This is a genomic window from Enterobacter cloacae complex sp. 2022EL-00981 (assembly GCF_028737495.1).
In the GTDB taxonomy this organism is placed as follows: Bacteria; Pseudomonadota; Gammaproteobacteria; order Enterobacterales; family Enterobacteriaceae; genus Enterobacter; species Enterobacter cloacae.
The window spans coordinates 67,112-91,488 of the sequence record NZ_JAQZRK010000014.1 but is presented as its reverse complement, the minus strand read 5'-3'; the positions used below and the strand labels follow the sequence as shown (position 1 = coordinate 91,488).

Genomic DNA, 24,377 nt, shown 5'->3' with positions numbered 1-24,377 from the left:
TTATCTTTCCCGCTACAGTTACTTTTCCACGGCGAGCAGGAGATAAACATGCTTTATATCTTTGACTTAGGAAATGTAATCGTCGATATCGATTTCAATCGGGTGCTGGGCGCATGGAGCGATTTTAGCCGTGTCCCGCTGGCGACGTTAAAACAGAGTTTCGCCATGGGCGAGACATTCCATCAGCATGAACGGGGTGAGATCAGCGACGAAGTGTTTGCTGAACGTCTGTGCCATGAAATGGATCTGCCGTTAAGCTACGAACAGTTCTCCCACGGCTGGCAGGCTGTATTTGTCGCTATCCGCCCTGAGGTTATCGACATCATGCATAAACTTCGCGAGCAGGGTCACCGGGTCGTCGTGCTGTCGAACACCAACCGCCTGCACACCACGTTCTGGCCAGAGGAATACCCAGAAGTTAAGGCCGCAGCAGATAAAATCTACCTCTCGCAGGAGATGGGAATGCGTAAACCCGAAGCGCGAATTTATCAGGCGGTACTGCAAGCGGAAGGATTCTCCGCGTCCGATGCGGTCTTTTTCGATGACAATGCCGATAATATAGAGGGAGCTAACCAGTTGGGTATTACGTCAATTCTGGTGACCGGAAAAGAGACGATACCGAACTACTTTGCGAAGCAGTTATGCTAAAAACCGTTCATCAAAAAGCCACGCACCATACTCGCCCGCTCAGGGCCTGGCTAAAACTCCTCTGGCACCGTATTGATGAGGACAACATGACCACGCTGGCGGGTAACCTCGCCTACGTGTCGTTGCTCTCCCTGGTACCGCTGGTGGCGGTTATTTTTGCCCTTTTTTCCGCTTTTCCCATGTTTGCAGAGGTCAGCCTGCAGCTGCGCCACTTCGTCTTTGCGAATTTTATTCCTGCCACTGGTGATGTGATCCAGAACTACATTGAACAGTTTGTCGCAAACTCCAGCAAGATGACGGCAGTGGGGGCGTGCGGGCTTATCGTCACCGCGCTGCTGCTGATGTACTCCATCGACAGTGCGCTTAATACGATCTGGCGGAGTAAAAAAGTCCGCCCGAAGGTCTATTCCTTTGCTGTTTACTGGATGATTTTAACTCTCGGCCCGCTGCTGGCGGGGGCGAGCCTGGCGATTAGCTCCTATCTGCTCTCCCTGCGCTGGGCCAGCGATCTCAACGGTGCCATTGATAACGTGTTGCGTATCTTCCCGCTGATTTTATCGTGGCTCTCTTTCTGGCTGCTCTACAGTGTGGTGCCGACCACGCGCGTGCCGAACCGTGATGCGGTTGTTGGCGCACTGGTAGCAGCGGTACTCTTCGAACTGGGCAAAAAAGGGTTTGCCCTTTACATCACCATGTTCCCCTCCTATCAGCTCATTTACGGCGTACTGGCGGTGATCCCCATTTTGTTTGTCTGGGTTTACTGGACCTGGTGTATCGTCTTGCTTGGTGCGGAAATAACTGTCACTCTCGGCGTATACCGCGAACTTAAAAAAGCAGCAGAAGCTGAAAAACAACAAGAAGCAGACCAACCATGATTGCATTGATACAGCGCGTAACCCGTGCCAGCGTCACCGTGGAGGGAGAGGTGACGGGTGAAATTGGCCCAGGACTTTTAGTGTTGTTAGGTGTCGAAAAGGATGACGACGAACAAAAAGCCAACCGCTTATGTGAACGCGTGCTGGGCTACCGTATCTTCAGTGATGCGGAAGGCAAGATGAACCTTAACGTCCAGCAATCGGGCGGAAGCGTGCTGGTGGTTTCACAGTTTACGCTGGCCGCCGATACCGAACGCGGCATGCGCCCGAGTTTCTCAAAAGGTGCGGCCCCGGATCGGGCAGAAGCGCTTTGCGAGTACTTTGTTGAGCGTTGTCGCCAACAGGAAATGAATACGCAAACCGGACGATTTGCTGCAGATATGCAGGTATCGCTGGTGAACGATGGCCCCGTTACATTCTGGCTCCAGGTATGAGCCAACTGGCGGCGTGGCCGCGGGTAACAAGAGAGAGTACAGCTATGTATCACCTTCGAGTACCGCAAACGGAAGAAGAGTTAGAAGCCTATTACCAGTTCCGCTGGGAAATGCTGCGCAAGCCATTACATCAGCCTAAAGGGTCTGAACGCGACGCCTGGGACGCCATGGCACATCATCAGATGGTGATGGACGAAGAGGGTAACCTCGTTGCCGTCGGGCGTCTGTATATTAATGCCGATAACGAAGCCTCTATTCGTTTTATGGCGGTCCATCCCTCCGTGCAGGACAAAGGGTTAGGTACGTTGATGGCCATGACCCTGGAGTCAGTGGCCCGTCAGGAAGGCGTTAAGCGCGTGACCTGTAGCGCCCGCGAAGATGCCGTTGAGTTCTTCGCCAAACTCGGTTTTGTTAATCAGGGGGAAATTACGACCCCGCAAACCACGCCGATTCGCCACTTTTTAATGATTAAACCCATCGCCACGCTGGATGATATTCTCCACCGCGCGGACTGGTGCGGACAGCTTCAGCAGGCCTGGTATCAGCACATCCCTCTCAGTGAAAAGATGGGGGTGCGTATTCAGCAGTACACCGGGCAAAAATTCATTACCACCATGCCGGAAACCGGCAATCAGAACCCACACCACACGCTATTTGCCGGCAGCCTGTTTTCGCTCGCCACGCTCACCGGCTGGGGGCTTATCTGGCTGATGCTGCGTGAACGCCACCTTGGCGGCACGATCATTCTGGCTGATGCCCATATTCGCTACAGCGCACCCATAAGCGGCAAGCCGAGCGCCGTGGCCGATCTCGGCTCTTTGGGGGGCGATCTCGACCGCCTGGCGCGCGGCCGCAAAGCCCGTGTACAGATGCAGGTTGAACTCTTTGGCGATGAAACCCCAGGCGCGGTGTTTGAAGGCACCTATATCGTTCTGCCTGCGAAGCCGTTTGGCGCGTATGAAGAGGGCGGGAACGAAGAGGAGTAAGGTTCCCCGTTGTTATCGCCGGGCGGAGTTGATCCGCCAGGCGATGTCCCGAAGAACGTCTCGTGCTGATGGACTGACGCCGGCAAGCTGGAAGAAGCCGTGGATGACACCCAGCCAATGCTGCGCTGTGCAAATAACCCCTTGTTCTGTCATATGTTGATAAAGTGCCTGACCCTCGTCGCATAGCGGATCGTACTCGGCGGTAATAATATGTACCGGCGGCAGGCCGTTGAAATCATCCCGCCAGAGTGGGCTGGCTTCAGGGTCCCGGCGGTCTGTCTCTGCCAGGTACATGTCATAACCACTCAGCAGCGTATCGCGCGTGATAACGTAGTCCTGCCCATTATGGGTGTAGCTTGCAAAGCTGGCTGTGGCGTCGAGCATGGGGTAGATAAGGATAAGCTGGGCCGGATTCCACTGTGTTTTAGCCTTGAGCCGCAGCGCGGTGACCAGCGCCAGATGGCCGCCTGCACTGTCACCACAAAGCGTGATGCGGTTTTTATCCACGCCGACTTTTTCTGCATGTTGCCAGACAAGCTCCGCCGCTCTCTCTGCATCGTCATGCGCAGCGGGGAAGGTATGCTCCGGTGCCAGCCTGTACTGAACCGCAATCACCCGACACTGACCGTAAAACGCCAGCTGGCGGAGCTGATTGTCATGGGTTGCAAACCCACCGCTGACAAAACAACCGCCATGGTAGTAGAGGGCACAAGGTAACGTTTCAGAGACATTGAGAGGCGAGAATACCCGAAAGGTAAGGCCATCAATGACAAGCGTTTCAACCTGCACGCGGGTTTCGGTCTCGCCGGCAAGTACAGTGCTGGCTACATATCCGGCTCTCCGGTCATCAATACTCTGCTTACGCGCGCCAGGTCGGCCTGCAGCGATAAAATCCTGCACAAGCTTATCAATACCCTTTTCCAGTGCCATGGTGATGTCCTTTTGCTGTATGTATATACAGATTTATAGCCTGATTTAGTGCAGATGAAAACAGCGAAATCTGAGGATGCGAACGATATGGAAAGCGGCTCGCAAAATTGATTACTCTCGAAAAAATGCCCTTTAACCCTAAATTGATAAGGTGTATTTTGCCTGAAAATTAACCGCAGATGATATACTAAGGTGATATATGAGTGTTTTGGCGGAACTGGATATGGGCAGAATACTGATCGATTTATCTGATGACGTGATTCAACGGCTGGATAACCTCAAGCAACTGCGAAATCAGCCGCGCGCTGAGCTGCTACGGGAGGCGATAGAGCTGTATCTCGACCAGCAGAGTTCGTCTGTTATCCGCGCTGCGCTTGGCTTGTGGGGAGACAAGAAAGAAGACGGACTGGAGTATGAACGTAAGCTGCGTGAGGAATGGTGATCATGAATAATATGGCCGTGTTTGATACCAATATTCTCATTGATCTCTTCAACAACCGTGTCGAAGCTGCGGATGCGATTGATCATGCCGCGTCACATCGAGCCGTTAGCTTAATTACCTGGATGGAGGTGATGGTGGGCGCACGCAGGCATGGTCATGAAGCGAAAACGGCAGCCGTGATGGGCGCTTTCGAAATTATTGATGTGTCTCGGGATATCGCGGAAAGAAGCGTTTTACTGCGTGAAAAGCATGGAATGAAACTGCCTGATGCCATCATTCTGGCCACAGCCCAGAGCAGAAAATGTCCGTTGATTTCTCGAAATACGAAAGATTTTTCGGGTATTGATGAGGTCGTTACGCCTTATCAACTGTAGGCCGGGCAAGCTTGCGCCGCCCGGCACTATTACCGGAGATTACTCCCCTTCACCCGGGAACAGGAACGGGTTGATAGAGCTACGGGCAAAGCCCTCTTGCTCCATTTTGGCGTCCAGAATCAACGAGGCGAGATCGTCGGCCACCGCTTCGACTTTCGGGTCTTTTTCCTGATACAGAATCTTCAGGTAGGTCCCGCAGTCGCCGCAGCTTTCGGCCTTCACCGCCGCGTCTTCATTTTCCAGCGACCAGTAGTTCAGATCGCGGGTCTGCTCGCAGTTGCTGCACTTCACGCGCACCACATGCCACTCGGTTTCACACAGGTTGCAATGCAGGTAGCGCAGCCCCTGGGTGGTGCCGATCTGTACCATGCTGGAGACCGGCATTGAGCCACACACCGGACAGAACTGGCGCGCTTCGCCGTATTCGGCGCGCGCTTTACCGGGGATCAGGCTGGCCATTTGGGCCCAGTAGAGCGACAGCGCAGCCCAGATAAACGGCGCTTTATCGCTGCTGACCAGCGAGAAGTCAGAGGCAAACAGCGCGCTCGCCATCTCTTCCAGCTCCTGATCGGAGGCTTTTTCCAGGTTCTCAATGACCGCCAGCGCGGTGCCGCTCATCTCGGGCTTCAGCTCGGCAATCAGAGAATGCAGCAGCTTATGCCAGTGCTTGTCACGCGGCAGGACGTGAATATCCAGCGGCGGCTTGCCCTGCTCACTGGCTTCTTTGATGCGCGCAGTCAGATTCATTTGCAGCGGGTGGTCGTACAGCACCACTTCCTGCGCATGGGCAACCAGCGCGGCAAAACGCAGAAAATCGCCCAGCGGGTTGTTCTCTGCCAGCTCGCGCAGGCGCTCTGCACGGCGGTTGTAGAGGTTCTTGAGTCTGGGGAATAACAACGGCGGAATATATTCCGCCGTGCGTTTCTCGCTCGACCCCAGCTCATCTTGCGGGATTATGCGAATACTCATTCAGATGACTTTTCCTGTTTCTGGCGGACTTCACGGTACCAGCGCGGGTGATGTTTCTTCGCCCACGTTTTGGTTACCCATCCTTCCACCATCGCGGTAATGGTGCCTTTCACCCAGAGGGCGGCGTAAATATGCACCATGATAACCACAATTAACGCCACTGCGGCAAATGAATGCAGCATCAGCGCGAATCGGATCACCGGGATTGAGAAAGCTGGCGCAAAGTACGGACGCCAGATGATCACGCCGCTCACCAGCAACAGGACCAGGAAGATAATCGCCGCCCAGAATACGCACTTCTGGCCGAAGTTATAACGCCCGGTGTCACCCACTTCCTCGTTGACGACGATCTTACGAATATTCTTCGCCCAAAAGATATCATCCCGATTGATTAGGTTATGGTGCCAGTAACGGAAAAACATGATGATAAACGAGGCAAACATCACCACACCCACGAACGGGTGAAGGATGCGCGCCAGCTGTGGCGTACCCAGTATCTGCATCAGCCAGTTGAAGGACGGGAAGAAGAACCCCAGCCCGCTTATCGCCGCCAGCATAAAGCAGAAGGCGGTGACCCAGTGGTTGATGCGTTCCGGCGCGGTGTAGCGCACGATGGTGTCACGTTTTTTCATTTGCGCACCTCGTCTTTCTCTTCATGCAGGTTGTCGTCTTCCTCTTCCGCGCGGTTCGGACCGACGCCGACGTAGTGGAAGATGCTCGCTGCGAAGGTGGCAGCAAAGCCTACCGCTGCCAGCGGTTTCCAGATGCCTTTCCAGAACTTCACGGTGGCGCTGATTTCCGGGTTCTCCGGCAGGCCGTGATACAGATTCGGCTTGTCGGCATGGTGCAACACGTACATCACGTGCGTACCGCCCACACCAGCCGGATCGTACAGGCCAGCGTTATCGTAACCACGGGTTTTCAGTTCACCCACGCGTTCGGCCGCCAGCGTTTTCATATCCTCTTTGGAGCCAAAGTGGATGGCGCCGGTTGGACAGGTTTTCACGCAGGCTGGCTCCTGGCCAACGTTCACGCGGTCAACGCACAGCGTACATTTGTAGACGCGGTTGTCTTCCGGGTTCAGTCGCGGCACGTCAAACGGGCAGCCCGCGATGCAGTAGCCGCAGCCGATGCACTGCTCGGACTGGAAGTCGACAATGCCGTTGGCATACTGAATGATAGCCCCTTCTGACGGACACGCCTTCAGGCAGCCCGGATCCGCACAGTGCATACAGCCGTCTTTGCGGATAAGCCATTCCAGTTTGTCGTTCTGCTCCACTTCAGAGAAACGCATCACCGTCCAGGACTTGGCGGTCAGGTCTGCCGGGTTGTCGTACACCCCGACGTTGTGACCCACTTCGTCACGGATGTCGTTCCACTCTGAACAGGCCACCTGACAGGCTTTACAGCCGATACAGGTGGTCACGTCGATAAGTTTCGCCACTTCCTGCTGGTGGTCCCGCGCCTGAGGCGCGGGCGTGAAACCGTTAGTCGCGGAACGACGGATAATGTCCTGAGATTGATAAGCCATAAGTCGTCTCCGTTACACCTTTTCCACGTTCACGAGGAAGGCCTTAAACTCCGGCGTCTGCGTGTTCGCATCACCGACGAATGGCGTCAGGGTGTTCGCAATGAACCCTTTCTTCGCCACGCCCTCATAACCCCAGTGAATCGGAATACCGATGGTATCCACCTGCTGACCGTGAACGTTCAGCGTGCGAATACGCTTGGTCACTACCGCCTTGGCCTTGATATAGCCACGGTTGGAGGAGACCTTCACGGTATCGCCATGGGCAATGCCGAGCTTGTTCGCCAGCTTCTCGCCGATCTCCACAAACTGTTCCGGCTGCGCGATGGCGTTAAGTAGCGCGTGCTTGGTCCAGTAGTGGAAGTGCTCGGTCAGACGGTAAGTGGTGCCCACATACGGGAACTTGTCTTTTTTACCCAGCGCTTCAAAGTCGCCCTTAAAGATACGGGCAGCCGGGTTAGAGACCACGTTCGGGTGCAGCGGGTTAGTACCCAGCGGCGTTTCAAACGGCTCGTAGTGTTCCGGGAACGGCCCTTCCGCCATTTTATCGATGGCAAACAGGCGTCCCATGCCTTCAGGCTGCATGATAAACGGCCCGACATCGCTGCCTGGTGCGGCAGTGCTGTAGTCCGGAATATCCACGCCGCCCCATTTCGCGCCGTCCCATTTCAGAAGCTGACGCTTCGGATCCCACGGGTTGCCCTGCGGGTCAGCGGAGGCACGGTTATAGAGAATGCGGCGGTTCAGCGGCCATGCCCAAGCCCAGCCCAGCGTATTGCCAAGGCCCGATGGGTCAGCGTTATCGCGGTTGGCCATCTGGTTGCCTTTCGGCGTCCAGCTACCGGTAAAGATCCAGCAACCGCTTGAGGTGGTGCCGTCATCACGCAGGTGCGCGAAAGTGCTGAGCTGATCGCCTTTCTTCGCCAGCACGGTACCGGTGGCCGGGTCGATAACGTCCGCCAGCGCCTTACCGTTGCTCTCCATCGCCACTTCTTCCGGGGATGGATTCTCCGGCGTCGAGTAGTTCCAGGTCATGTTCAGAACCGGTTCCGGGTTCGCGCCGCCTTCTGCCGCGTACATCTTACGCAGGCGTAAGAAGATACCGGCCAGGATCTCGCCGTCGTTCATGGCGATGCCCGGGGCGTCCGCACCTTTCCAGTGCCACTGCAACCAGCGGCCAGAGTTGACGATAGAACCGTTCTCTTCCGCGAAGCAGGTTGATGGCAGACGGAATACTTCGGTCTGAATTTTTGACGGATCGACGTCGTTCGATTCACCGTGGTTCTGCCAGAAGGTCGAGGTCTCGGTGTTGAGCGGGTCGATGGTAATCAGGAACTTCAGTTTCGACAGAGACTCGACAACCTTGTTCTTGTTCGGGAACGAGGCGACCGGGTTAAAGCCCTGGCAAATGTAGCCGTTGACCTGACCCTGGTGCATCATCTCGAAGTACTGCAGCACGTCGTAACCTTTGTCCCACTTCGGCAGCCAGTCAAAGCCCCAGCTGTTTTCCGCCGTCGCTTTGTCGCCGTAGAAGGCTTTCATCAGCGAGACGAAGAACTTCGGATAGTTGCCCCAGTAGTTCACCTGGCCTTCAAGCAGCGGTTTTGGCGTGCTGGCTGTCAGGTAGGTTTGCAGGTCCGGTTGTTTCTCGCTTGGCAGGTTCATATAACCTGTCAGGCTTTGTGACAGCAGGCCGAGGTCGGTCAGACCCTGAATGTTGGAGTGACCGCGCAGGGCGTTCACGCCGCCGCCTGCCATCCCCATGTTGCCGAGCAGCAGCTGAACCATCGCCATGGTACGGATGTTCTGCGCACCAATGGAGTGTTGCGTCCAGCCGAGGGCATACAGGAACGACGCGGTTTTGTCTTTCGCGCTGGTTTCGGCGATAAGCTCGCAGACCTTCAGGAAGTCAGCCTTTGGCGTACCACAGATGTTCTCAACAACGTCCGGCGTATAGCGAGAAACGTGCTCTTTCAGCAGGTTCCACACGCAGCGCGGGTGTTGCAGGGTGGTGTCGCGCTTCGCAAAGCCTTTCTCGTCCAGCTCGTAGTTCCAGCTGGTTTTGTCGTACTTGCGTTTTTCGGCGTCGTAACCGCTGAACAGGCCATCTTCGAAGTGGTAATCCTCACGCACGATCAGGCTGGCGTTGGTATAGGCTTCGGTGTATTCGCGGTTATATTTTTCGTTGGTCATCAGGTACAGCAATACGCCTGACAGGAAAGTGATGTCAGTACCTGAACGAATAGGGGTGTAGAAATCCGCCACTGACGCCGTACGCGTAAAGCGGGGATCGATCACAATCAGTTTCGCACCGTTGTGGATTTTGGCTTCCATCGCCCAGCGGAACCCGACAGGGTGCGCTTCAGCGGCGTTACCGCCCATCACCACAATGAGGTTGGCGTTCTTGATGTCGACCCAGTGGTTGGTCATCGCACCGCGACCAAATGTTGGAGCAAGACTTGCTACCGTTGGTCCGTGTCAGACACGCGCCTGGTTGTCGACCGCGAGCATACCGAGTGCGCGCGTGAATTTCTGGGTTAAATAGCCGGTTTCGTTACTGGAAGCTGATGCACAGAGCATCCCGGTGGAGAGCCAGCGGTTGACCGTCACGCCGTCGGCGTTCTTCGCAATAAAGTTGGCATCGCGGTCTTCTTTAATCAGTTTAGCGATGCGGTCAAATGCTTCTTCCCAGCTGATTTGCTGCCATTTATCAGAGCCAGGCGCGCGATATTCCGGGAATTTCAGACGGCTTTCGGAGTGGATAAAGTCCACCAGACCGGCCCCTTTCGGGCACAGCGCGCCGCGGTTGACCGGGTGGTCCGGGTCGCCTTCGATGTGGAAGATAGACGCTTTGGCGTTTTTAGCACCGTCGCCGAGGCTATACATTAACAGCCCGCAACCGACAGAGCAGTACGTACAGGTATTACGGGTTTCACGGGTGCGCAGCAGTTTATACTGCCGCGTTTCCGCCAGCGCTACGCCAGGCGCAAAGCCCAGTGCCGCTGCCGTGGTGCCTGCCATACCGCCAGCGCAGATCTTAAAGAACTGCCTTCTGCTGACCTGCATGGGTCACTCCTTGTTTCGACATTGCTTACATATGTAGTTTTGACTTCGCGGTTGAATAATGACCGCAAAGGAGAAAAATTTGCGTTAATCCCTCATTTCTCCGGGGGATATCACCAGAATACCACAATGTCGGTACGCCTGTTCCAATGGCGTTAATACAAAGTGAACGTATTATCACCGTGTTGATTATAAAGTGTGATATCAATCACATTATTAACCCCGCATGTTACAGGGGTGTAGCATGGCGCCGGTTGCACCTCTCCAGAATGAGTAGGTAAACTTGAGGCGGTTGGGTGCTGAAAAGTTGATCCATACTATGCGTAAGGCCTGCGGTTTATGCTGCAATAGCAGGCTCACCTCCGTGGTTGTTCAGGAAAACCGTTGTGTCTAAACAAAACCGTGCTACCCACTCGTCACCGCTGCCAGCAGGCATTGTGGAGCTGTCGGTACATCGACCCCCTCACATTACCCACGCCACGCCCGATTTTCTGGCGGAAGAAGTCCCCGTCGCCCTGGTGTACAACGGTATCTCGCACGTTGTGATGATGGCGTCGCCAAAAGATCTTGAACTGTTCGCCATCGGGTTTTCGCTCTCGGAAGGCATCATTGCGCATCCGCAGGACATTTACGGCATGGATGTGATTCAGGCCTGCAACGGTCTGGAAGTGCAGATCGAACTCTCCAGTCGTCGCTTTATGGGGCTGAAGGAGCGTCGTCGCGCGTTGGCCGGGCGAACAGGGTGCGGCGTCTGTGGCGTTGAGCAACTGAACGATATCGGCAAACCTGTCGCGCCGCTGCCCTTTACGCAGACCTTCAATCTGGCCAACCTCGACCACGCGCTTGCCCACCTCAACGACGTGCAGCCCATCGGCCAGTTGAGCGGCTGTACGCATGCGGCGGCATGGGTTCTGCCATCAGGCGAGATCGCCGGTGGGCATGAAGACGTGGGACGTCACGTGGCACTGGATAAACTGATGGGGCGTCGGGCGCGGGAGAGCGATCTCTGGCAGCAGGGCGCAGCGCTGGTTTCCAGCCGCGCCAGCTACGAGATGGTGCAAAAGTCTGCGATGTGCGGCGTCGAAATCCTGTTTGCGGTCTCGGCGGCGACGACGCTGGCGGTAGAGGTGGCAGAGCGTTGTAACCTGACGCTGGTCGGCTTCTGCAAACCGGGAAGGGCTACCGTTTACACGCATCCTCAGCGTTTAATTGTTGATCAGTAATTTTGAATGATAATAGCAAATCCTTCCGCTTTTAGTTGTCGGTCATGAGGTCTAGTATTTATCTCATCAAGGCACGGTGCCTTACCAAAACAACTTAACGAAAGGGTTTATATCATGAAAAGCATCAAAACTTTTGTCGCTGTAATCGCTCTGGCTGCTTCATTCGGTTCTTTCGCTGCACAGACTGTCACCGCCTCCGCCTCCACGCTGGATGGCGCAGAAGCGAAAATCGCCGCTCAGGCTCAGGAAGCGGGCGCGTCCTCTTACAAAATTACTCAGGCATTCTCTGGTAACCGCGTACATATGACTGCGGAACTGAACAAATAAGTTGTGTTGCCACTGTCCCTTGCTCTTCGGAGCGGGGACAGGTGTAAACATAAAGCCATCCTGCTTCTCGCTTGCAAAGGCGATACTTCCCCCCTCTTCTCAATTGTTATTCCTGTTTAACGCTTATCGTTAAATAACCCTCTTAAATAATTTGTCTGATAAGACTGTCGATAACATAATTCCCTTCAATGCTTTTAAGCCGCTGGCGCTATTTACATTCATATTCCAAATAATTGATCTTAATAGTTAAGGAATTCCTCAGGTCTAAATCCTAAAGATGGGTCAGACAATTGATAGCGGTTATTGATGCTGGTATTTTCCGGCAATTAACATTGCTTATCGATACCCTCGGCCAAATGTCGGCATTTGGCTTTCTTTTGTATTTCACCTTAATAAGGAAATTGAATGAACGCACTGATCAAAAAAGGAATGCTGGTTACAGCGTTAGCCCTGTCGGTTAATACAGCTATGGCTGCACAACGCATTGATATTAAAGTAACAGGTAAAATCCTTCCATCATCATGTACCCCAGCCTTCCCAAGCGGTGGCGGTGTGGCTGACTTCGGTACCATGAAAGTTTCTTCTCTCAATTCGACAAGTGTAACCCCGCTGGCGGATATGAAAGAAATTCCCGTTACCATTACCTGTGAGGAAGCCACGCGTGTTGCGGTGAAGTTTACCGATTCGCGTGACGACTCTTCCCCAACAGAAAGTATCAACGTGGGTAATGGTTTTGCCGGTTCGCCAGCTTATGTGTTTGGCCTGGGATTGTATAATGATAAAAAAATTGGTGCCTATACATTAGCGATATCCCGCACGCAAGGTGTTAACACCAACGCTAATGGCGACTCACTTTACCCAATGGTGAGCGTAGACGCTGGTAAAATCTGGGGCACTAAAGGTGTCGACTATACGCAAATTACCAGCAATAACTCTGAAATATATGGATTTAGTACGGAGAGATCGGGTACCGAGCTTTCTGCTCAAAGCAAGATCAACTTCAAAGTTGCTGTAAGCGCCACAATTAACCCAACCAACGATTTAAACGTCACGGATGAGGTGACGCTGGACGGTTTAACCAACGTTGAGCTGGTTTACCTCTGATTATCACAGTGCTGATAATTCACTGCTCCTCTGATTAGGGGAGCAGTCTCCATCAATATTAACGGACTAATATTATGATTCTCTCTAAAAAAACGTTGCTCTGCGTTTGCCTGTTTTCGTCGTTGCAGACATTTGCCGCCGGTATGGTGCCAGATACTTCCCTGCTGTTAATTAACGAAGACGAGCGGGGAGCGAGCATGGATGTGAAAAATAGCGACGATACCGCCCAGCTTCTTTATACCCGCATTGTCGATTTACCGGACGATCCCACACCCGGTGTTATTGTCACTCAACCGGTGGTGCGTGTAAATGCCGGTAAAACGCAGCGTGTCCGCTTTGTCTTAAAAGACAGCGCGGAAAAATTAAAAACAGAACACTTAAAACGCGTCATTTTTTCCACTATTCCGCAACGAGAGCAGAATAAAGTGAAAATGGTGTTCAGCCAGAATCTCCCGGTCATTATTCACCCGGCGGGTCTCGACGTGAATATGGAGCCGTGGAAAGATCTGCGCTGGCAGATTCAAAACGGCAGCCTGACGGTGGTAAACGATACGCCTTATGTGGTGCGTATGGAGCAAAACGCCACGTTATTACCATCGGGAATTAAGGTCAAATTTGACAAAAGCTATATTCTTCCCGGCCAGACGATGATAGCGACGTCAGAAAACAAAATATCCGGGCAGAATAACAAAGTAGAAATGTACCCTGCTACCCGCTTTGGCTATAAAGCCAGTTCTTATGTTGCTGAAGTAAAATAATAATACCCGACGGAGTGGCCATGAAAATTTCCCCCTGTAAAACAGGCGTGCTGGCATTTTGCCTGAGCGCGGTGGCATTCGGAATTCGTGCAGAGATTCTGCCAACGGCAGCGCCCACTATGGAGCTGGCAAGAGCGTTTTTCGATACCCAGGCGTTAAAAGAAAATGGCCTCGATCCGGCTATTGCTGACTATTATGCCGTCGCCCCGCGATTTATGCCGGGTTACCATAATGTCACCGTGCTGATTAACGGCAAAAAGCGCGGCATTATGCCCGTGAAATTTAATGATGAAGGTCTTCCGTGTATTGATGGGGAATTTCTGGACGCCGCCGGGTTATATAAAAAACTCAAGCGTGAAACGTGCCCTTCAATTCACCAGTACTGGAAAAACGCAACGGTCGTCACTTCTCCAGACGTAGACGAAATTTCACTGGTTGTTCCGCCGGAGGCCATTAACCCTGAAAGTGGCCGCCAGGTGGCTGACGTGCGTGGCGGACGCGCGGCTATGCTGAACTACTCCATGTTTGGCACCCATTACGACTTTGATGATGATAAGTCCGATCGCTTTCAGTCTTCGTTTGAATTTGGCTTTAACGCAGGCGACTGGATTGTGCGCAGTTCGCAGTTTATCAGCGACGGCAGCGGCATGTCGTTCGAGAGCGACTCGCTCTACACCTATGCACAGCGCACCTTTACCGACTACGGCGTGATGGTGCAGGGGGGGCAAATTAACATCGCCAACAGCCGCTTCAGTATCCCCGGCATCTATGGCGTACAGATGATGCCGGATAACGCTCTCCTGCCGGGCTACAGCAGCGGTATTGAGGTGAGCGGTATTGCCCGCAACGCCCAGGCGCGCGTGGACATTCGCCAGGGTGGACAGCTGATCTTCTCCACGCTGGTGCCAGCCGGGCCGTTCACCTTAAGCGATGTGCCGGTTGCTAACCTGAACACGGATTTAAAGGTCACGGTGACAGAAACCGACGGCAGCGAAAGCCATTTTACGGTTTCCGCCAGCACCTTCCGTAGCAACCACGTGGGCCGTGCGCCGGGGTTTTCACTGGCCGTCGGGCGTGCAGAGGACATGGAGACAAACTTTACGCAGCCGTGGATTGTCGCCGCATCAAACGGCTGGTCCATTAACAACCGGATGAACTTTCTCGCCGGCATGGTGATGGCAGATAATCACTATTACGGTTTCTCCGCCAACATTGACACCGTGCCGATGCAGCATATGTATGCCTCGCTGGGTTTTCTCGGCTCCATTGATAACCTCTCGCAAACCGACGGTAACAAAACCACGCTGGATCTCGGCTACGCCTTACCGTGGGGGCTCGGCCTGTCCCTTGGCGGGAGCTACGGTACGCCGAAGTATCGTGAAATGCAGGAGTTATACAGCGATGACGATGACTACTCGACCACAAAATACGACACCAACGTTGGCGTGAGCTGGTCGAACCCGACGCTGGGCCGTTTCTCTCTGAGCTATTACAACAACCAGACCTGGAACAGCGAATACGACAGCCGCCGCATCATTTCGTCATGGTCGCGGTCGTTCCGCTATTTTAACGTCAGCGTAAACTGGGAATCAGACATCAGCCACGGTGATAAGTACACCAGCGACAGCGATATGTTTTATGTGAACGTCTCTGTGCCGCTGGGCCGCACCGGCGTGTCCACCAACAGCTGGTACCGTGAAAACGAGGGTAAAGCTTCTTACGGGACCCGCGCCATGGGGTCTTTTAACGATGAAAACACTTACACGGTGGGCGTCTCTCAGGATCACGATGACAGCGTAACCAACTGGGATGGTTCGCTGAACAGTAACCTGCACTACACCACGCTCGCGTTGGGGATTGGCGGTGACAATGAAAGTAACCGTAACTCCTCGATCGCGCTGAGCGGCGGCATTGTCGCGCACGGTGATGGCGTCACCTTCTCACCTTATCCGATAACAGATACCTATGCGGTAGTGGCGCTGGACAAGCCCGTTGCCGGGGTGGCGATAGGTACCCCGCGCGGTAACGTCTGGACGGACAAATGGGGCAGAGCGGTTGTGCCCGCCCTGACACCGTTCAGCGAAAGTACGGTTGAAATAGATACCCAAAGCCTGCCGGGCAATGTGGACGTCAGCAACGGTCATGCGTCGCTGAAGGCCTCCCACGGAGCATTTGCTCACTGGAAGTTCACCACGCTGAGCCAGCGCCGCGTGCTGCTGAACATTACGCGCGCGGACGGCACGCCGTTACCGAAAGGCGTCTCTGTCGTGAACGGGAAAGGGGAATACATCACCTCTGCACCGGAAGACGGCATCATTTTCCTGAATGATATTTCCGCCAGCCAGACGCTGTATGCGAAGCAGGATACTGGCCGTTGCACGCTGAGTTTCACCTTGCCGGAAGCGGATCCCACTCAATTCTACGAGGAGATAAACGGAAAATGTCTCTGATTATTCGTCGCACGTGTTTACTGCTGCTGGCCTGCGTCGCCCTCAGCCATGCTCCCTTCGTCCTGGCAGAAGAAGAGTGTCAGGTGGTTTCGTCAGTAAAGAGTATCAATAATGGTCTGCTGCGTCGGGAGGCGATGCGCGAGGTCAGCACGGATATTGCCGGAAAAACGTACCGGGGTTATGCCTCGTCAGAACGTGAGATCCAGGTGTCGGTGATCTGCCCGGACGCGCGCAAGATCCGTCTGCAGGTGGACGGCCCGGCCCGTGGAAATAAAGCGTATCGCTTTAGCGACAACGGTGTGCTGAAAATCACGGCGAAAGAGGCCCGCATGGATAATGGTGCCGTGCAGTTGGCGGCCGTGCCGCGTGGCGCGGCGCAGGTCACCGCGGGTGCAGCGGAGGTTACGCTGCCACCGGATACGTCGCTTGTGGCGGTGAACGGCAGCGAGGTGGCGGGCAAACAGCTGGTTGTTACGCTCTCGGTGGTCACTTATCTGAACGATAACGCGTTCAGGACCGGCAACACGGCGGAACTCGAAGAAATGCTGACGGTGAATTACGTTACCCTCGCGGCGCAGTAAACGCCGCCTTGCCCGACGGACGCGTGCTGTCGGGCTTTTTTATGCCATGCCCGCCAGACGCAGCAGCGCCGTAACGACCGCCGCCGCCACGATCACCACAATTAACGGCATTTTTCGCCAGGCCAGAAACACCGCAAACGCCACGCCCAGCACCCGCGCCATCCCGGCGAAATGTTCCCCTTCATAGAAGGTGGTCGCCAGCGCCACGGAAAACAGCAACACCGTTGCCGCATCCGACAGCAGTGCCTGAGATCGCTCGGACAGCGCCAGTCGGCTACCCAGTTTCGCCCCGCCAAGACGCATCAGATAGGTCCCTGCTGACAGAATGGCGATACCGAGGATAAAGAGGGTCATGTTTTCCATTATTTTTTCCTCGCGGCGAGACCGAGTAAAGAGAGCAGTACCGGTAAGCCCACCGGAGCGAACGGTACAGCGGCCAGCGACAGGGCGGCGCCGCTGCAGGCGCGGATAAGCGTGGTGCGGTTTTTAAACGCCGGAACCACTAAGGCCAGCAAAATGGCCGGAAATACCGCGTCCAGCCCGATGGTTTCCGGGGCCGGCAACAGTTTTCCGACCATGGCACCCAGCAGGGTACCCAGCGGCCAGAGAATGGCAACGCCCAGGCCGCACAGCCAGTAGGCCGTTTTGCGCTGCTCCGGGGTTTTTTGCGACAGCCCAAACACCACGCTTTCGTCGTTCATGATGTGGCAGCCCAAAAAACTTAAACCGCGTTTACCCACCAGCTCGCGCACCGTAACGCCAAACGGCACATGGCGGGCGTTCACCAGCAGCCCGGCCGCGGCCGCCGCCAGTGGGTTACCCCCGCTCGCCACGATACCGATAAACATAAACTCCGAGGCCCCCGCCAGCACGGTAATAGACAGTACAAACGGTACCCACAGCGGAAAACCGTAGGCCATCGCCAGCGAGCCGTATGACATCCCCACCACGCCAACGGCGAGGCAAACGAGGATAATTGCTTTGATGGTGTCGCCTTTCAGGCAAGAGAGAGAACGTTTCATACAATTTTAGCCATATCGAACGTGTATCCATTATAATGAACGGATCAGATTCGGTTTACAAGATGAACGAATCGTTCGATTTATAGAACAAGAGGCCGTTTATGACGCAGCCAATCAGCGTGATCGCCAAAAGTCTGGTGCGAGAACGCCTGCGAACCGGACTTTCACTGGCGGAAATTGCCCGCCGTGCCGGTATCGCCAAATCCACACTTTCGCAGCTGGAGTCCGGCAATGGCAATCCCAGCCTTGAGACGCTGTGGTCGCTTTGTGTGGCGCTGGATATTCCCTTTGCACGGTTGCTGGAGCCCCAGCAGCCGACCACGCAGGTGATCCGCCGCGGTGAAGGCACAAAAGTGGTCGCCGGGCAGGCCAATTACGAAGCCATTCTGCTGGCGGCATGCCCCCCGGGCGCACGGCGCGATGTCTACCTGCTCATCACCCAGCCAGGTGCCGATCGTATTTCCCAGCCCCATTCACCGGGGTCAGTTGAACATATTATTGTGACCCAGGGCCGGGCGCTGGTCGGTCTGCTTGATGCCGCGGAGGTGCTGGAGGCAGGGGATTACATTTGCTATCCCGCCGACGAACCGCATATCTTCAAGGCCCTGGAGCCAGACACCTACGCGCTACTGGTGGCGGAACAAAATTAACCAGGAAACGGAAACGCATGTCGCTTAAAGCTATCGCCAAAGAACTGGGGCTTTCGGTTACCACCGTCAGTCGTGCCCTCAACGGATATGACGACGTCTCCAGCGAGACGCGCGCCCGCGTGGAAGCGGAAGCCCAGCGACGCGGCTATCGTCCTAATACCTTTGCCCGTCGTCTGAAGATGGGCAAGATCGACGCGGTTGGGCTGGTTTTCCCGGTACATCCTGTTCCGCTCAATAACAGCGTATTTATGGACATGGTCGGCGAAATTAGCCACGAACTTGCGCGACATGAAATCGATCTCCTGCTGATTGCCGATGACGATCTGGCCGATAAACACAGCTATATGCGCATGGTGCAAAGCCGTCGCGTGGATGCGCTGATTGTGGCGCACACGCTGGATCACGATCCGCGCCTGGAGCAGCTTCAGGCTGCCGGGTTCCCCTTTCTGGCTCTCGGACGCAGTCAGCTGCCGCAGCCCTATGCATGGTTTGATTTTGACAACTACGCCGGTACGTATCAGGCCACCCGCTGGCTGATCGAAAAAGGCCATCAGCGTATTGCTTTGCTCGGCGAAAGTAACAACCAGGCGTTCATCACCCAGCGTCGCCAGGGGTATCTGGATGCGCTGCGTGAAGCCGGGCTGTCCAGCGAGTGGCTGCGCGCCATGCCGCCTTCCCGCCGGGTCGGCTACGCCACAACAAAAGAGCTGCTCTCTCTGCCGCAACCCCCCACGGCCATCATCACCGACTGCAACACCCACGGCGACGGTGCGGCAATGGCGCTGGCACAGCTTGGCCGTTTAACCGGCGAGAATGCCGTATCGCTGGTGGTCTACGACGGTTTGCCCCAGGACAGCATCGTCGATATCGACGTGGCGGCGGTGATCCAGTCTACCCGTCAGGGCGTCGGGAAACAGATTGCCGATATGGTGCGCCAGCTGATTAACGGCGACGACATCGACACTCTTCAGGTGCTCTGGCAGCCGGAATTCTCCCCAGGCCAGACGGCGTAAACCACGCAAAATTCCAAAGCCGATCACAGATCCGAAACGTTTTGGTTTGTATCCGAAACGTTTCGGATCAACACTCAGGACATCCCGATGACTGGAGATGTCTGATGCAAGATTCCGTTTTTCGACTCGTAAGCAACACGGTGGACGTGGTGATAAAAACGCACCCGTTTGCCGAAATTCTTTACTGGGGGCCGCACCTTCAGCACTTTTCGCCGCAGGATGCCGCTACGCTCGAACGCCCGGTGGCTAACGGCAGGCTCGACGTGGATTCCCCGGTTACGCTGATGGCTGAACCTGGACACGGCCTGTTTGGTTCACCCGGCATTGAGGGGCACCGGCAGGGGCTGGATGGTTCCCCGGTTTTCAGCACCACGGACGTGCAGCAGCAGGGACAAACCCTGACGATAACGGCAGAAGATGAACATGCGGGCCTGCGCCTGACCAGCGAGCTGGCGCTGGACGCCAGCGGCGTGCTGGTCGTGCGGCACGGCGTAACCAACCTGAAATCGCAGGCGTGGCAGGTGGACCGTTTTGCCGTCACGCTGCCCGTGGCGGAGCGCGCCCGGGAGGTGATGGCGTTTCATGGCCGCTGGATCCGTGAATTCCAGCCGCACCGCGTCATGCTGGAGCATGACAGCTTTGTGATTGAGAACCGCCGGGGTAGAACGTCTCACGAACACTTCCCGGCGCTCATTTCAGGCACGCCGTCGTTCAGCGAAATGCACGGCGATGTCTGGGGTGTTCATCTGGGCTGGAGCGGCAACCATCGCCTTCGCGCTGAAGCCAAAACCGATGGCCGTCGCTATCTGCAAGCGGAAGCGCTCTACCTGCCAGGAGAGATGGCGCTGGAAGAGGGACAAACGCTCTGGACGCCACGCCTTTATGCGAGCTACTCCGCGCACGGGCTGAACGGCATGAGCCAGCAGTTTCACCGCTACCTGCGCGACAACATCATCCGTTTCCCGGAAAACAAACCGCGTCCGGTCCATCTCAACACCTGGGAGGGGATCTACTTCAACCATGATCCGAACTACATCATGCGTATGGCTGACGAGGCGGCCGCGCTGGGTGTGGAACGCTTTATCATCGACGACGGCTGGTTTAAAGGGCGCAACGACGACCATGCTGCGTTGGGCGACTGGTATCTGGATGAGAAAAAATACCCGAACGGCCTGCGGCCAGTGATCGACCACGTCAAAAACCTCGGGATGGAGTTCGGCATCTGGATTGAACCGGAGATGATCAACCCGGATTCCGATCTCTACCGCGCGCATCCTGACTGGGTTCTGGCGCTGCCGGGATACGCGCAGGCGACCGGACGACACCAGTTGGTGCTCAACCTGAACATCCCGCAAGCGTTTGATTACCTGGTGGAGCGCATGAGCTGGCTGCTGGGCGAGCATGCGGTTGATTATGTGAAATGGGATATGAACCGCGAGCTGGTGCAGCCTGGCCATAACGGCAGAGCCGCCGCCGACGCGCAGACCCGCCAGTTTTATCGACTTTTAGATGTGCTGGGCGAGCGTTTCCCGCATATTGAATTTGAATCCTGCTCCTCCGGTGGCGGACGAATCGATTACGAGGTGCTGACCCGCTGCCATCGCTTTTGGGCGTCCGACAACAACGACGCGCTGGAGCGCAACGCTATTCAGCGCGGCATGAGCTACTTCTTCCCGCCGGAGGTGATGGGCGCGCATATCGGTCATCATAAATGCCACGCGACGTTCCGCCAGCACAGCATTGCCTTCCGCGGCCTGACGGCGCTGTTTGGCCATATGGGGCTGGAGCTGGATCCGCTCACCGTCGATGAGAAAGAGCGCGAAGGTTATCACCATTACGCTGCGCTGCACAAGCAGTGGCGCGAGGTGATCCACCACGGCACCCAGTGGCGCGTGGATATGCCGGACGCCACCACGCTGGCACAGGGGATCGTGAGCGAAGACAAGTCGCAGGGACTGTTTATCGTCAGCCAGCTCGCGATGCCGGATTATACCCTGATGATGCCGCTGCGCATGCCGGGGCTGGAGGCCAGCGCGCAGTACCGTATCTCGCTGCTCGATCACCCGAATATTCAGATTACGGGAGAGGGCGGGCACACCATGCGCAAGCTGCCGGCATGGATGGAGACACCGCAAACGGTGAACGGTGAGTGGCTGATGCAGGCGGGTATTGCGCTGCCGATTCTCGATCCGGAAACCGCCATTCTGATTGGTGTGGAACGCGTGTAAGGGTGACGGGCCGGGAAACTGGCCCTCCGTTGAGGATAAAAATAATGAACACAACAACCTGTACCCACAAAGACAACCCTAACTTCTGGATCTTCGGGCTGTTCTTCTTTCTCTACTTCTTCATCATGGCCACCTGCTTTCCGTTCCTGCCTATCTGGCTGTCGGACATCATCGGCCTGAACAAAACCCATACCGGCATTGTTTTCTCCTGCATTTCGCTGTCGGCTATCGCCTTCCAGCCGGTGCTGGGGGTGATTTCGGACAAGCTGGGGCTGAAAAAGCATCTGCTGTGGATTATCTCTGTACTGCTGTTTCTGTTCGCGCCTTTCTTCCTGTACGTCTTCGCGCCGCTGCTGAAAACCAACATCTGGCTGGGTGCGCTGAGCGGCGGGCTGTATATCGGCTTTGTTTTCTCGGCCGGGTCCGGGGCGATCGAGGCCTATATCGAACGCGTGAGCCGCAACAGCGCCTTTGAATACGGCAAGGCGCGCATGTTCGGCTGCCTCGGCTGGGGATTGTGCGCCTCAACGGGGGGCATCCTGTTTGGCATCGATCCGTCGTATGTTTTCTGGATGGGCTCGGCGGCGGCGCTGTTGCTGATGCTGCTGCTGGTGGTCGCAAAGCCGAAGCCCAATCAGACGGCACAGGTGATGAATGCCCTGGGGGCCAACCAGCCGCAGATCACCGCGAAAACGGTCTTTAACCTGTTCCGTCAGCGCAGAATGTGGATGTTTATTCTGTACGTGATTGGCGTGGCCTGCGTCTATGACGTTTTTGATCAGCAGTTCGCCACCTTCTTCAAAACCTTCTTCGCCACGCCGCAGGAGGGCACTCGCGCCTTTGGTTTCGCGACGACGGCGGGGGAGATCTGTAACGCCATCATTATGTTCTGCTCGCCGTGGATCATTAACCGTATTGGCGCGAAAAATACGCTGCTGATCGCCGGGTTGATTATGGCGACTCGCATCATCGGCTCGTCGTTTGCCACCACCGCCGTGGAGGTCATCGCCCTGAAAATGCTGCACGCGCTGGAAGTCCCGTTCCTGCTGGTGGGGGCATTCAAGTACATCACCGGCGTGTTTGATACGCGACTCTCGGCCACTATCTATCTGATTGGCTTTCAGTTTGCCAAACAATCAGCGGCCATTTTCCTCTCCGCCTTTGCCGGAAATATGTATGACCGGATCGGCTTCCAGGAGACGTATCTGATGCTGGGCTGCTTCGTGCTGGCGATCACGATGGTGTCGGCGTTTACGCTGAGCAGCAGGCAGGAGATAGCCGCTGCCGCGGGCGCGGCAGCGTTAACCAGTCAGTCCAGATAAAACACCTCTTCCAGCCCGGTACTCACCGGGCTGTTGTCCGGGTTCGACGGCATTACATCACGCATGTGTTTCCACCAGCGCTGGCAGACATCGGTATTCGCGACCGCGTTCCAGCGCTCCTCCGATTCAATCTCTACGGTGGCAAACAGCAGGTTACGTTCCCGGTCGAGATAAATGGCGTAGTGGTGCGCGCCGTGGTCCTTCAGCACCGCTTCCAGTTCGGGCCAGATGGGGTTGTGGCGACGCGCGTACTCCTCGTGCGCGTCCGGGTTTACCTGCATCACAAAGGCTTTGCGGATCATAATGCCTCCAGATACAGCTCACGCACCTCGTCGCGGCTGGCGGTGCGCGGGTTGCATGGCGCGCACGGGTCGGCGAGGGCTTTATCCAGCCAGCCTTCGATATCGGCTTTGGTGACACCAAGCTGGCTGAAGCCGGACGGAATGCCGACGCGGGCGCTCAGGTCGCGAATCGCCTGAATCGCTGACAGACTGGCCGCTTCGTCGCTCATGCCGCGCGTGTCGACGCCCATCGCCTGCGCCACGCGAGCAAACCGTGCTACGGCGTTCGGGCGGTTAAAGTTTTCGATGATCGGCAGCAGGATGGCGTTACACACGCCGTGCGGCAGATTGTGCGTCGCACCCGGCTGGTGCGCCAGGGCATGTACGAGGCCGAGGCCAGCACTGTTAAACGCCATGCCCGCCAGATACTGACCAAACGCCATCTGCTCGCGTGCTTCCAGGTTATGACCGTCGTCGACCGCTTTGGGCAGCCAGAGGTTAATCAGGCGAATTGCTTCCAGCGCGTTGGCATCGGTCAGCGGGTGCGCGCCAACGGACACATAGGCTTCAATGGCGTGCGTTAACGCATCCATTCCCGTTGCGGCAGTGACGGACGCAGGAATATCCAGCATCACGCTGGCATCATCCACGGCGATATCCGGAATGATGTTCGGGTCGATGATCACCTCTTTCACCTGACGCGCGGAGTCAATAATCACCGCGTTGCTGGTCATCTCCGCCGCCGTGCCTGCGGTGGTGTTGATCGCCACCAGCGGCACGCCCGGGTTTTTCACCTTGCCGACGCCGGAATAATCGGTGGACGGACCCGGATTGGCGGTGAGGATTTTAATCGCTTTGGCGGTATCAATCGGGCTGCCGCCACCAAAGGCGATAAGATAATCACATTCCGCGTCCCGGTATGCTGCATAGCCTTTTTGCACCAGCGCTTCCGTCGGGTTGGGAAAGACCGCGTCAAACAGCTGATATGACATCTGGTGCGCATCCAGCGCGGTAAACAGACTGTCCAGCAGGCCCAGCTTCACCAGCTGGCCGTCGGTGACAATCAACGCTTTGCCCCACCGTTTGTTCGCCACCAGCTTGACCATGTCGCCAATAGCGCCTGCGCCGTGCAGGCTGATTTTTGGCAGTGCCAACATAAAGCTCATGAT

General features: G+C 55.8%; 25 protein-coding genes. 16 read left to right on the top strand and 9 right to left on the bottom strand.

Annotation, left to right across the window (positions count from 1 at the left end; all coding sequences use genetic code 11):
• Positions 1 to 48 precede the first annotated feature (48 nt).
• The 4 genes from yihX to fabY are packed head-to-tail and all read left to right on the top strand — an operon-like array spanning position 49 to position 2,943.
• Positions 49 to 648: a glucose-1-phosphatase gene (yihX, locus tag PUZ33_RS13935; RefSeq protein WP_013099365.1), complete on the top strand. Its 600-nt coding sequence runs from the start codon at positions 49 to 51 to the stop codon at positions 646 to 648.
• Positions 642 to 1,523, top strand: a complete 882-nt coding sequence (locus PUZ33_RS13930) for a virulence factor BrkB family protein (RefSeq protein WP_013099364.1) — start codon at positions 642 to 644, stop codon at positions 1,521 to 1,523. The genes yihX and PUZ33_RS13930 overlap by 7 nt, the downstream gene beginning before the upstream one ends.
• Entirely contained in the window at positions 1,520 to 1,957 is a 438-nt protein-coding gene (gene dtd / locus PUZ33_RS13925) for a D-aminoacyl-tRNA deacylase (protein WP_058680489.1), read from the top strand. The genes PUZ33_RS13930 and dtd overlap by 4 nt, the downstream gene beginning before the upstream one ends.
• 44 nt (positions 1,958 to 2,001) lie before the next feature.
• Positions 2,002 to 2,943 (top strand): fatty acid biosynthesis protein FabY, encoded by a 942-nt coding sequence (fabY, locus tag PUZ33_RS13920; protein WP_013099362.1) that lies wholly within the window; start codon positions 2,002 to 2,004, stop codon positions 2,941 to 2,943.
• 12 nt (positions 2,944 to 2,955) lie between these two features.
• On the opposite strand, the gene PUZ33_RS13915 is transcribed toward fabY, so the two are convergent.
• Positions 2,956 to 3,873 carry an alpha/beta hydrolase gene (locus PUZ33_RS13915; protein WP_058680490.1) on the bottom strand — a complete coding sequence of 306 codons (918 nt, stop codon included), beginning with the start codon at positions 3,871 to 3,873 and terminating at the stop codon, positions 2,956 to 2,958.
• A 199-nt stretch (positions 3,874 to 4,072) separates the two neighbouring features.
• On the opposite strand from PUZ33_RS13915, the gene PUZ33_RS13910 reads away from it, so the two are divergent.
• Positions 4,073 to 4,315, top strand: a complete 243-nt coding sequence (locus PUZ33_RS13910; RefSeq protein WP_020686881.1) for a ribbon-helix-helix domain-containing protein — start codon at positions 4,073 to 4,075, stop codon at positions 4,313 to 4,315.
• Between the two features lie 2 nt (positions 4,316 to 4,317).
• The gene (locus tag PUZ33_RS13905; protein WP_080398893.1) at positions 4,318 to 4,689 is read left to right on the top strand and encodes a type II toxin-antitoxin system VapC family toxin; all 372 of its coding nucleotides are present in this window, start codon (positions 4,318 to 4,320) and stop codon (positions 4,687 to 4,689) included.
• A 39-nt stretch (positions 4,690 to 4,728) separates the two neighbouring features.
• Here the strand turns inward: PUZ33_RS13905 and fdhE are convergent, their stop codons facing one another.
• Genes fdhE through fdnG form a run of 4 tightly spaced genes read right to left on the bottom strand, consistent with a single transcriptional unit; the run spans position 4,729 to position 10,252 of the window.
• Positions 4,729 to 5,658, bottom strand: a complete 930-nt coding sequence (fdhE, locus tag PUZ33_RS13900; RefSeq protein WP_058680491.1) for a formate dehydrogenase accessory protein FdhE — start codon at positions 5,656 to 5,658, stop codon at positions 4,729 to 4,731.
• Entirely contained in the window at positions 5,655 to 6,290 is a 636-nt protein-coding gene (fdoI, locus tag PUZ33_RS13895) for a formate dehydrogenase cytochrome b556 subunit (protein WP_013099357.1), read from the bottom strand. The genes fdhE and fdoI overlap by 4 nt, the downstream gene beginning before the upstream one ends.
• Positions 6,287 to 7,189 (bottom strand): formate dehydrogenase subunit beta, encoded by a 903-nt coding sequence (gene fdxH, locus PUZ33_RS13890; protein ID WP_014072386.1) that lies wholly within the window; start codon positions 7,187 to 7,189, stop codon positions 6,287 to 6,289. The genes fdoI and fdxH overlap by 4 nt, the downstream gene beginning before the upstream one ends.
• 12 nt (positions 7,190 to 7,201) lie before the next feature.
• Positions 7,202 to 10,252, bottom strand: a complete 3,051-nt coding sequence (fdnG, locus tag PUZ33_RS13885; RefSeq protein ID WP_114078608.1) for a formate dehydrogenase-N subunit alpha — start codon at positions 10,250 to 10,252, stop codon at positions 7,202 to 7,204.
• 383 nt (positions 10,253 to 10,635) lie between these two features.
• Here fdnG and fdhD point away from each other — a divergent pair, with 383 nt between their 5' ends.
• From fdhD to PUZ33_RS13855, 6 genes are all read left to right on the top strand, one after another.
• Entirely contained in the window at positions 10,636 to 11,472 is an 837-nt protein-coding gene (gene fdhD, locus PUZ33_RS13880; RefSeq protein WP_058680493.1) for a formate dehydrogenase accessory sulfurtransferase FdhD, read from the top strand.
• A gap of 114 nt (positions 11,473 to 11,586) precedes the next feature.
• Complete coding sequence (locus tag PUZ33_RS13875; protein WP_013099352.1) at positions 11,587 to 11,799, top strand: DUF1471 domain-containing protein; 213 nt, start codon at positions 11,587 to 11,589, stop codon at positions 11,797 to 11,799.
• A 405-nt stretch (positions 11,800 to 12,204) separates the two neighbouring features.
• Entirely contained in the window at positions 12,205 to 12,903 is a 699-nt protein-coding gene (locus tag PUZ33_RS13870) for a DUF1120 domain-containing protein (protein WP_252107754.1), read from the top strand.
• 74 nt (positions 12,904 to 12,977) lie between these two features.
• A complete protein-coding gene (locus PUZ33_RS13865) occupies positions 12,978 to 13,661 on the top strand; it encodes a fimbria/pilus chaperone family protein (protein ID WP_058680495.1) in 684 nt (227 codons plus the stop codon).
• 20 nt (positions 13,662 to 13,681) lie between these two features.
• Positions 13,682 to 16,111 carry a fimbrial biogenesis outer membrane usher protein gene (locus PUZ33_RS13860; RefSeq protein WP_058680496.1) on the top strand — a complete coding sequence of 810 codons (2,430 nt, stop codon included), beginning with the start codon at positions 13,682 to 13,684 and terminating at the stop codon, positions 16,109 to 16,111.
• Entirely contained in the window at positions 16,102 to 16,692 is a 591-nt protein-coding gene (locus PUZ33_RS13855; RefSeq protein WP_058682055.1) for a hypothetical protein, read from the top strand. Before PUZ33_RS13860 ends, PUZ33_RS13855 begins: the two co-directional genes overlap by 10 nt.
• A 39-nt stretch (positions 16,693 to 16,731) precedes the next feature.
• Here PUZ33_RS13855 and PUZ33_RS13850 read toward each other — a convergent pair whose 3' ends face one another.
• Together PUZ33_RS13850 and PUZ33_RS13845 are read right to left on the bottom strand one after the other, a co-directional pair.
• The gene (locus PUZ33_RS13850; RefSeq protein WP_020686891.1) at positions 16,732 to 17,055 is read right to left on the bottom strand and encodes an AzlD domain-containing protein; all 324 of its coding nucleotides are present in this window, start codon (positions 17,053 to 17,055) and stop codon (positions 16,732 to 16,734) included.
• Entirely contained in the window at positions 17,055 to 17,714 is a 660-nt protein-coding gene (locus tag PUZ33_RS13845) for an AzlC family ABC transporter permease (protein WP_013099346.1), read from the bottom strand. Before PUZ33_RS13845 ends, PUZ33_RS13850 begins: the two co-directional genes overlap by 1 nt.
• Before the next feature lie 101 nt (positions 17,715 to 17,815).
• Between PUZ33_RS13845 and PUZ33_RS13840 the strand changes: the two genes are divergently transcribed.
• From PUZ33_RS13840 to PUZ33_RS13825, 4 genes are all read left to right on the top strand, one after another.
• Positions 17,816 to 18,364 carry a helix-turn-helix domain-containing protein gene (locus PUZ33_RS13840; RefSeq protein ID WP_013099345.1) on the top strand — a complete coding sequence of 183 codons (549 nt, stop codon included), beginning with the start codon at positions 17,816 to 17,818 and terminating at the stop codon, positions 18,362 to 18,364.
• Positions 18,283 to 19,377 (top strand): LacI family DNA-binding transcriptional regulator, encoded by a 1,095-nt coding sequence (locus tag PUZ33_RS13835; protein ID WP_255250413.1) that lies wholly within the window; start codon positions 18,283 to 18,285, stop codon positions 19,375 to 19,377. The genes PUZ33_RS13840 and PUZ33_RS13835 overlap by 82 nt, the downstream gene beginning before the upstream one ends.
• 104 nt (positions 19,378 to 19,481) lie before the next feature.
• Positions 19,482 to 21,605: an alpha-galactosidase gene (locus PUZ33_RS13830; protein ID WP_058680497.1), complete on the top strand. Its 2,124-nt coding sequence runs from the start codon at positions 19,482 to 19,484 to the stop codon at positions 21,603 to 21,605.
• A gap of 44 nt (positions 21,606 to 21,649) precedes the next feature.
• On the top strand, positions 21,650 to 22,927 hold the full coding sequence (locus tag PUZ33_RS13825; protein WP_020686894.1) for an MFS transporter: 1,278 nt from the start codon (positions 21,650 to 21,652) through the stop codon (positions 22,925 to 22,927).
• On the opposite strand, the gene rhaM is transcribed toward PUZ33_RS13825, so the two are convergent.
• Both rhaM and fucO read right to left on the bottom strand, forming a co-directional pair.
• A complete protein-coding gene (gene rhaM / locus PUZ33_RS13820; protein ID WP_013099341.1) occupies positions 22,915 to 23,229 on the bottom strand; it encodes an L-rhamnose mutarotase in 315 nt (104 codons plus the stop codon). The two genes, PUZ33_RS13825 and rhaM, sit on opposite strands and share 13 nt — an antisense overlap.
• Positions 23,226 to 24,374 carry a lactaldehyde reductase gene (gene fucO, locus PUZ33_RS13815; protein WP_058680498.1) on the bottom strand — a complete coding sequence of 383 codons (1,149 nt, stop codon included), beginning with the start codon at positions 24,372 to 24,374 and terminating at the stop codon, positions 23,226 to 23,228. Before fucO ends, rhaM begins: the two co-directional genes overlap by 4 nt.
• Positions 24,375 to 24,377: the final 3 nt, after the last annotated feature.

Excerpts from the sequence above, each read along its gene's own strand:
- fdxH (WP_014072386.1), bottom strand. The coding sequence starts at position 7,189 with ATGGCTTATCAATCTCAGGACATTATCCGTCGTTCCGCGACTAACGGT.
- dtd (WP_058680489.1), top strand. The coding sequence starts at position 1,520 with ATGATTGCATTGATACAGCGCGTAACCCGTGCCAGCGTCACCGTGGAG.
- PUZ33_RS13830 (WP_058680497.1), top strand. The coding sequence starts at position 19,482 with ATGCAAGATTCCGTTTTTCGACTCGTAAGCAACACGGTGGACGTGGTG.
- PUZ33_RS13905 (WP_080398893.1), top strand. The coding sequence starts at position 4,318 with ATGAATAATATGGCCGTGTTTGATACCAATATTCTCATTGATCTCTTC.
- PUZ33_RS13930 (WP_013099364.1), top strand. The coding sequence starts at position 642 with ATGCTAAAAACCGTTCATCAAAAAGCCACGCACCATACTCGCCCGCTC.
- PUZ33_RS13840 (WP_013099345.1), top strand. The coding sequence starts at position 17,816 with ATGACGCAGCCAATCAGCGTGATCGCCAAAAGTCTGGTGCGAGAACGC.
- fdhE (WP_058680491.1), bottom strand. The coding sequence starts at position 5,658 with ATGAGTATTCGCATAATCCCGCAAGATGAGCTGGGGTCGAGCGAGAAA.
- PUZ33_RS13865 (WP_058680495.1), top strand. The coding sequence starts at position 12,978 with ATGATTCTCTCTAAAAAAACGTTGCTCTGCGTTTGCCTGTTTTCGTCG.
- PUZ33_RS13860 (WP_058680496.1), top strand. The coding sequence starts at position 13,682 with ATGAAAATTTCCCCCTGTAAAACAGGCGTGCTGGCATTTTGCCTGAGC.
- PUZ33_RS13855 (WP_058682055.1), top strand. The coding sequence starts at position 16,102 with ATGTCTCTGATTATTCGTCGCACGTGTTTACTGCTGCTGGCCTGCGTC.
- fdoI (WP_013099357.1), bottom strand. The coding sequence starts at position 6,290 with ATGAAAAAACGTGACACCATCGTGCGCTACACCGCGCCGGAACGCATC.
- rhaM (WP_013099341.1), bottom strand. The coding sequence starts at position 23,229 with ATGATCCGCAAAGCCTTTGTGATGCAGGTAAACCCGGACGCGCACGAG.
- PUZ33_RS13870 (WP_252107754.1), top strand. The coding sequence starts at position 12,205 with ATGAACGCACTGATCAAAAAAGGAATGCTGGTTACAGCGTTAGCCCTG.
- PUZ33_RS13845 (WP_013099346.1), bottom strand. The coding sequence starts at position 17,714 with ATGAAACGTTCTCTCTCTTGCCTGAAAGGCGACACCATCAAAGCAATT.
- PUZ33_RS13910 (WP_020686881.1), top strand. The coding sequence starts at position 4,073 with ATGAGTGTTTTGGCGGAACTGGATATGGGCAGAATACTGATCGATTTA.
- fucO (WP_058680498.1), bottom strand. The coding sequence starts at position 24,374 with ATGAGCTTTATGTTGGCACTGCCAAAAATCAGCCTGCACGGCGCAGGC.
- PUZ33_RS13850 (WP_020686891.1), bottom strand. The coding sequence starts at position 17,055 with ATGGAAAACATGACCCTCTTTATCCTCGGTATCGCCATTCTGTCAGCA.
- PUZ33_RS13875 (WP_013099352.1), top strand. The coding sequence starts at position 11,587 with ATGAAAAGCATCAAAACTTTTGTCGCTGTAATCGCTCTGGCTGCTTCA.
- yihX (WP_013099365.1), top strand. The coding sequence starts at position 49 with ATGCTTTATATCTTTGACTTAGGAAATGTAATCGTCGATATCGATTTC.
- fabY (WP_013099362.1), top strand. The coding sequence starts at position 2,002 with ATGTATCACCTTCGAGTACCGCAAACGGAAGAAGAGTTAGAAGCCTAT.
- PUZ33_RS13825 (WP_020686894.1), top strand. The coding sequence starts at position 21,650 with ATGAACACAACAACCTGTACCCACAAAGACAACCCTAACTTCTGGATC.
- PUZ33_RS13915 (WP_058680490.1), bottom strand. The coding sequence starts at position 3,873 with ATGGCACTGGAAAAGGGTATTGATAAGCTTGTGCAGGATTTTATCGCT.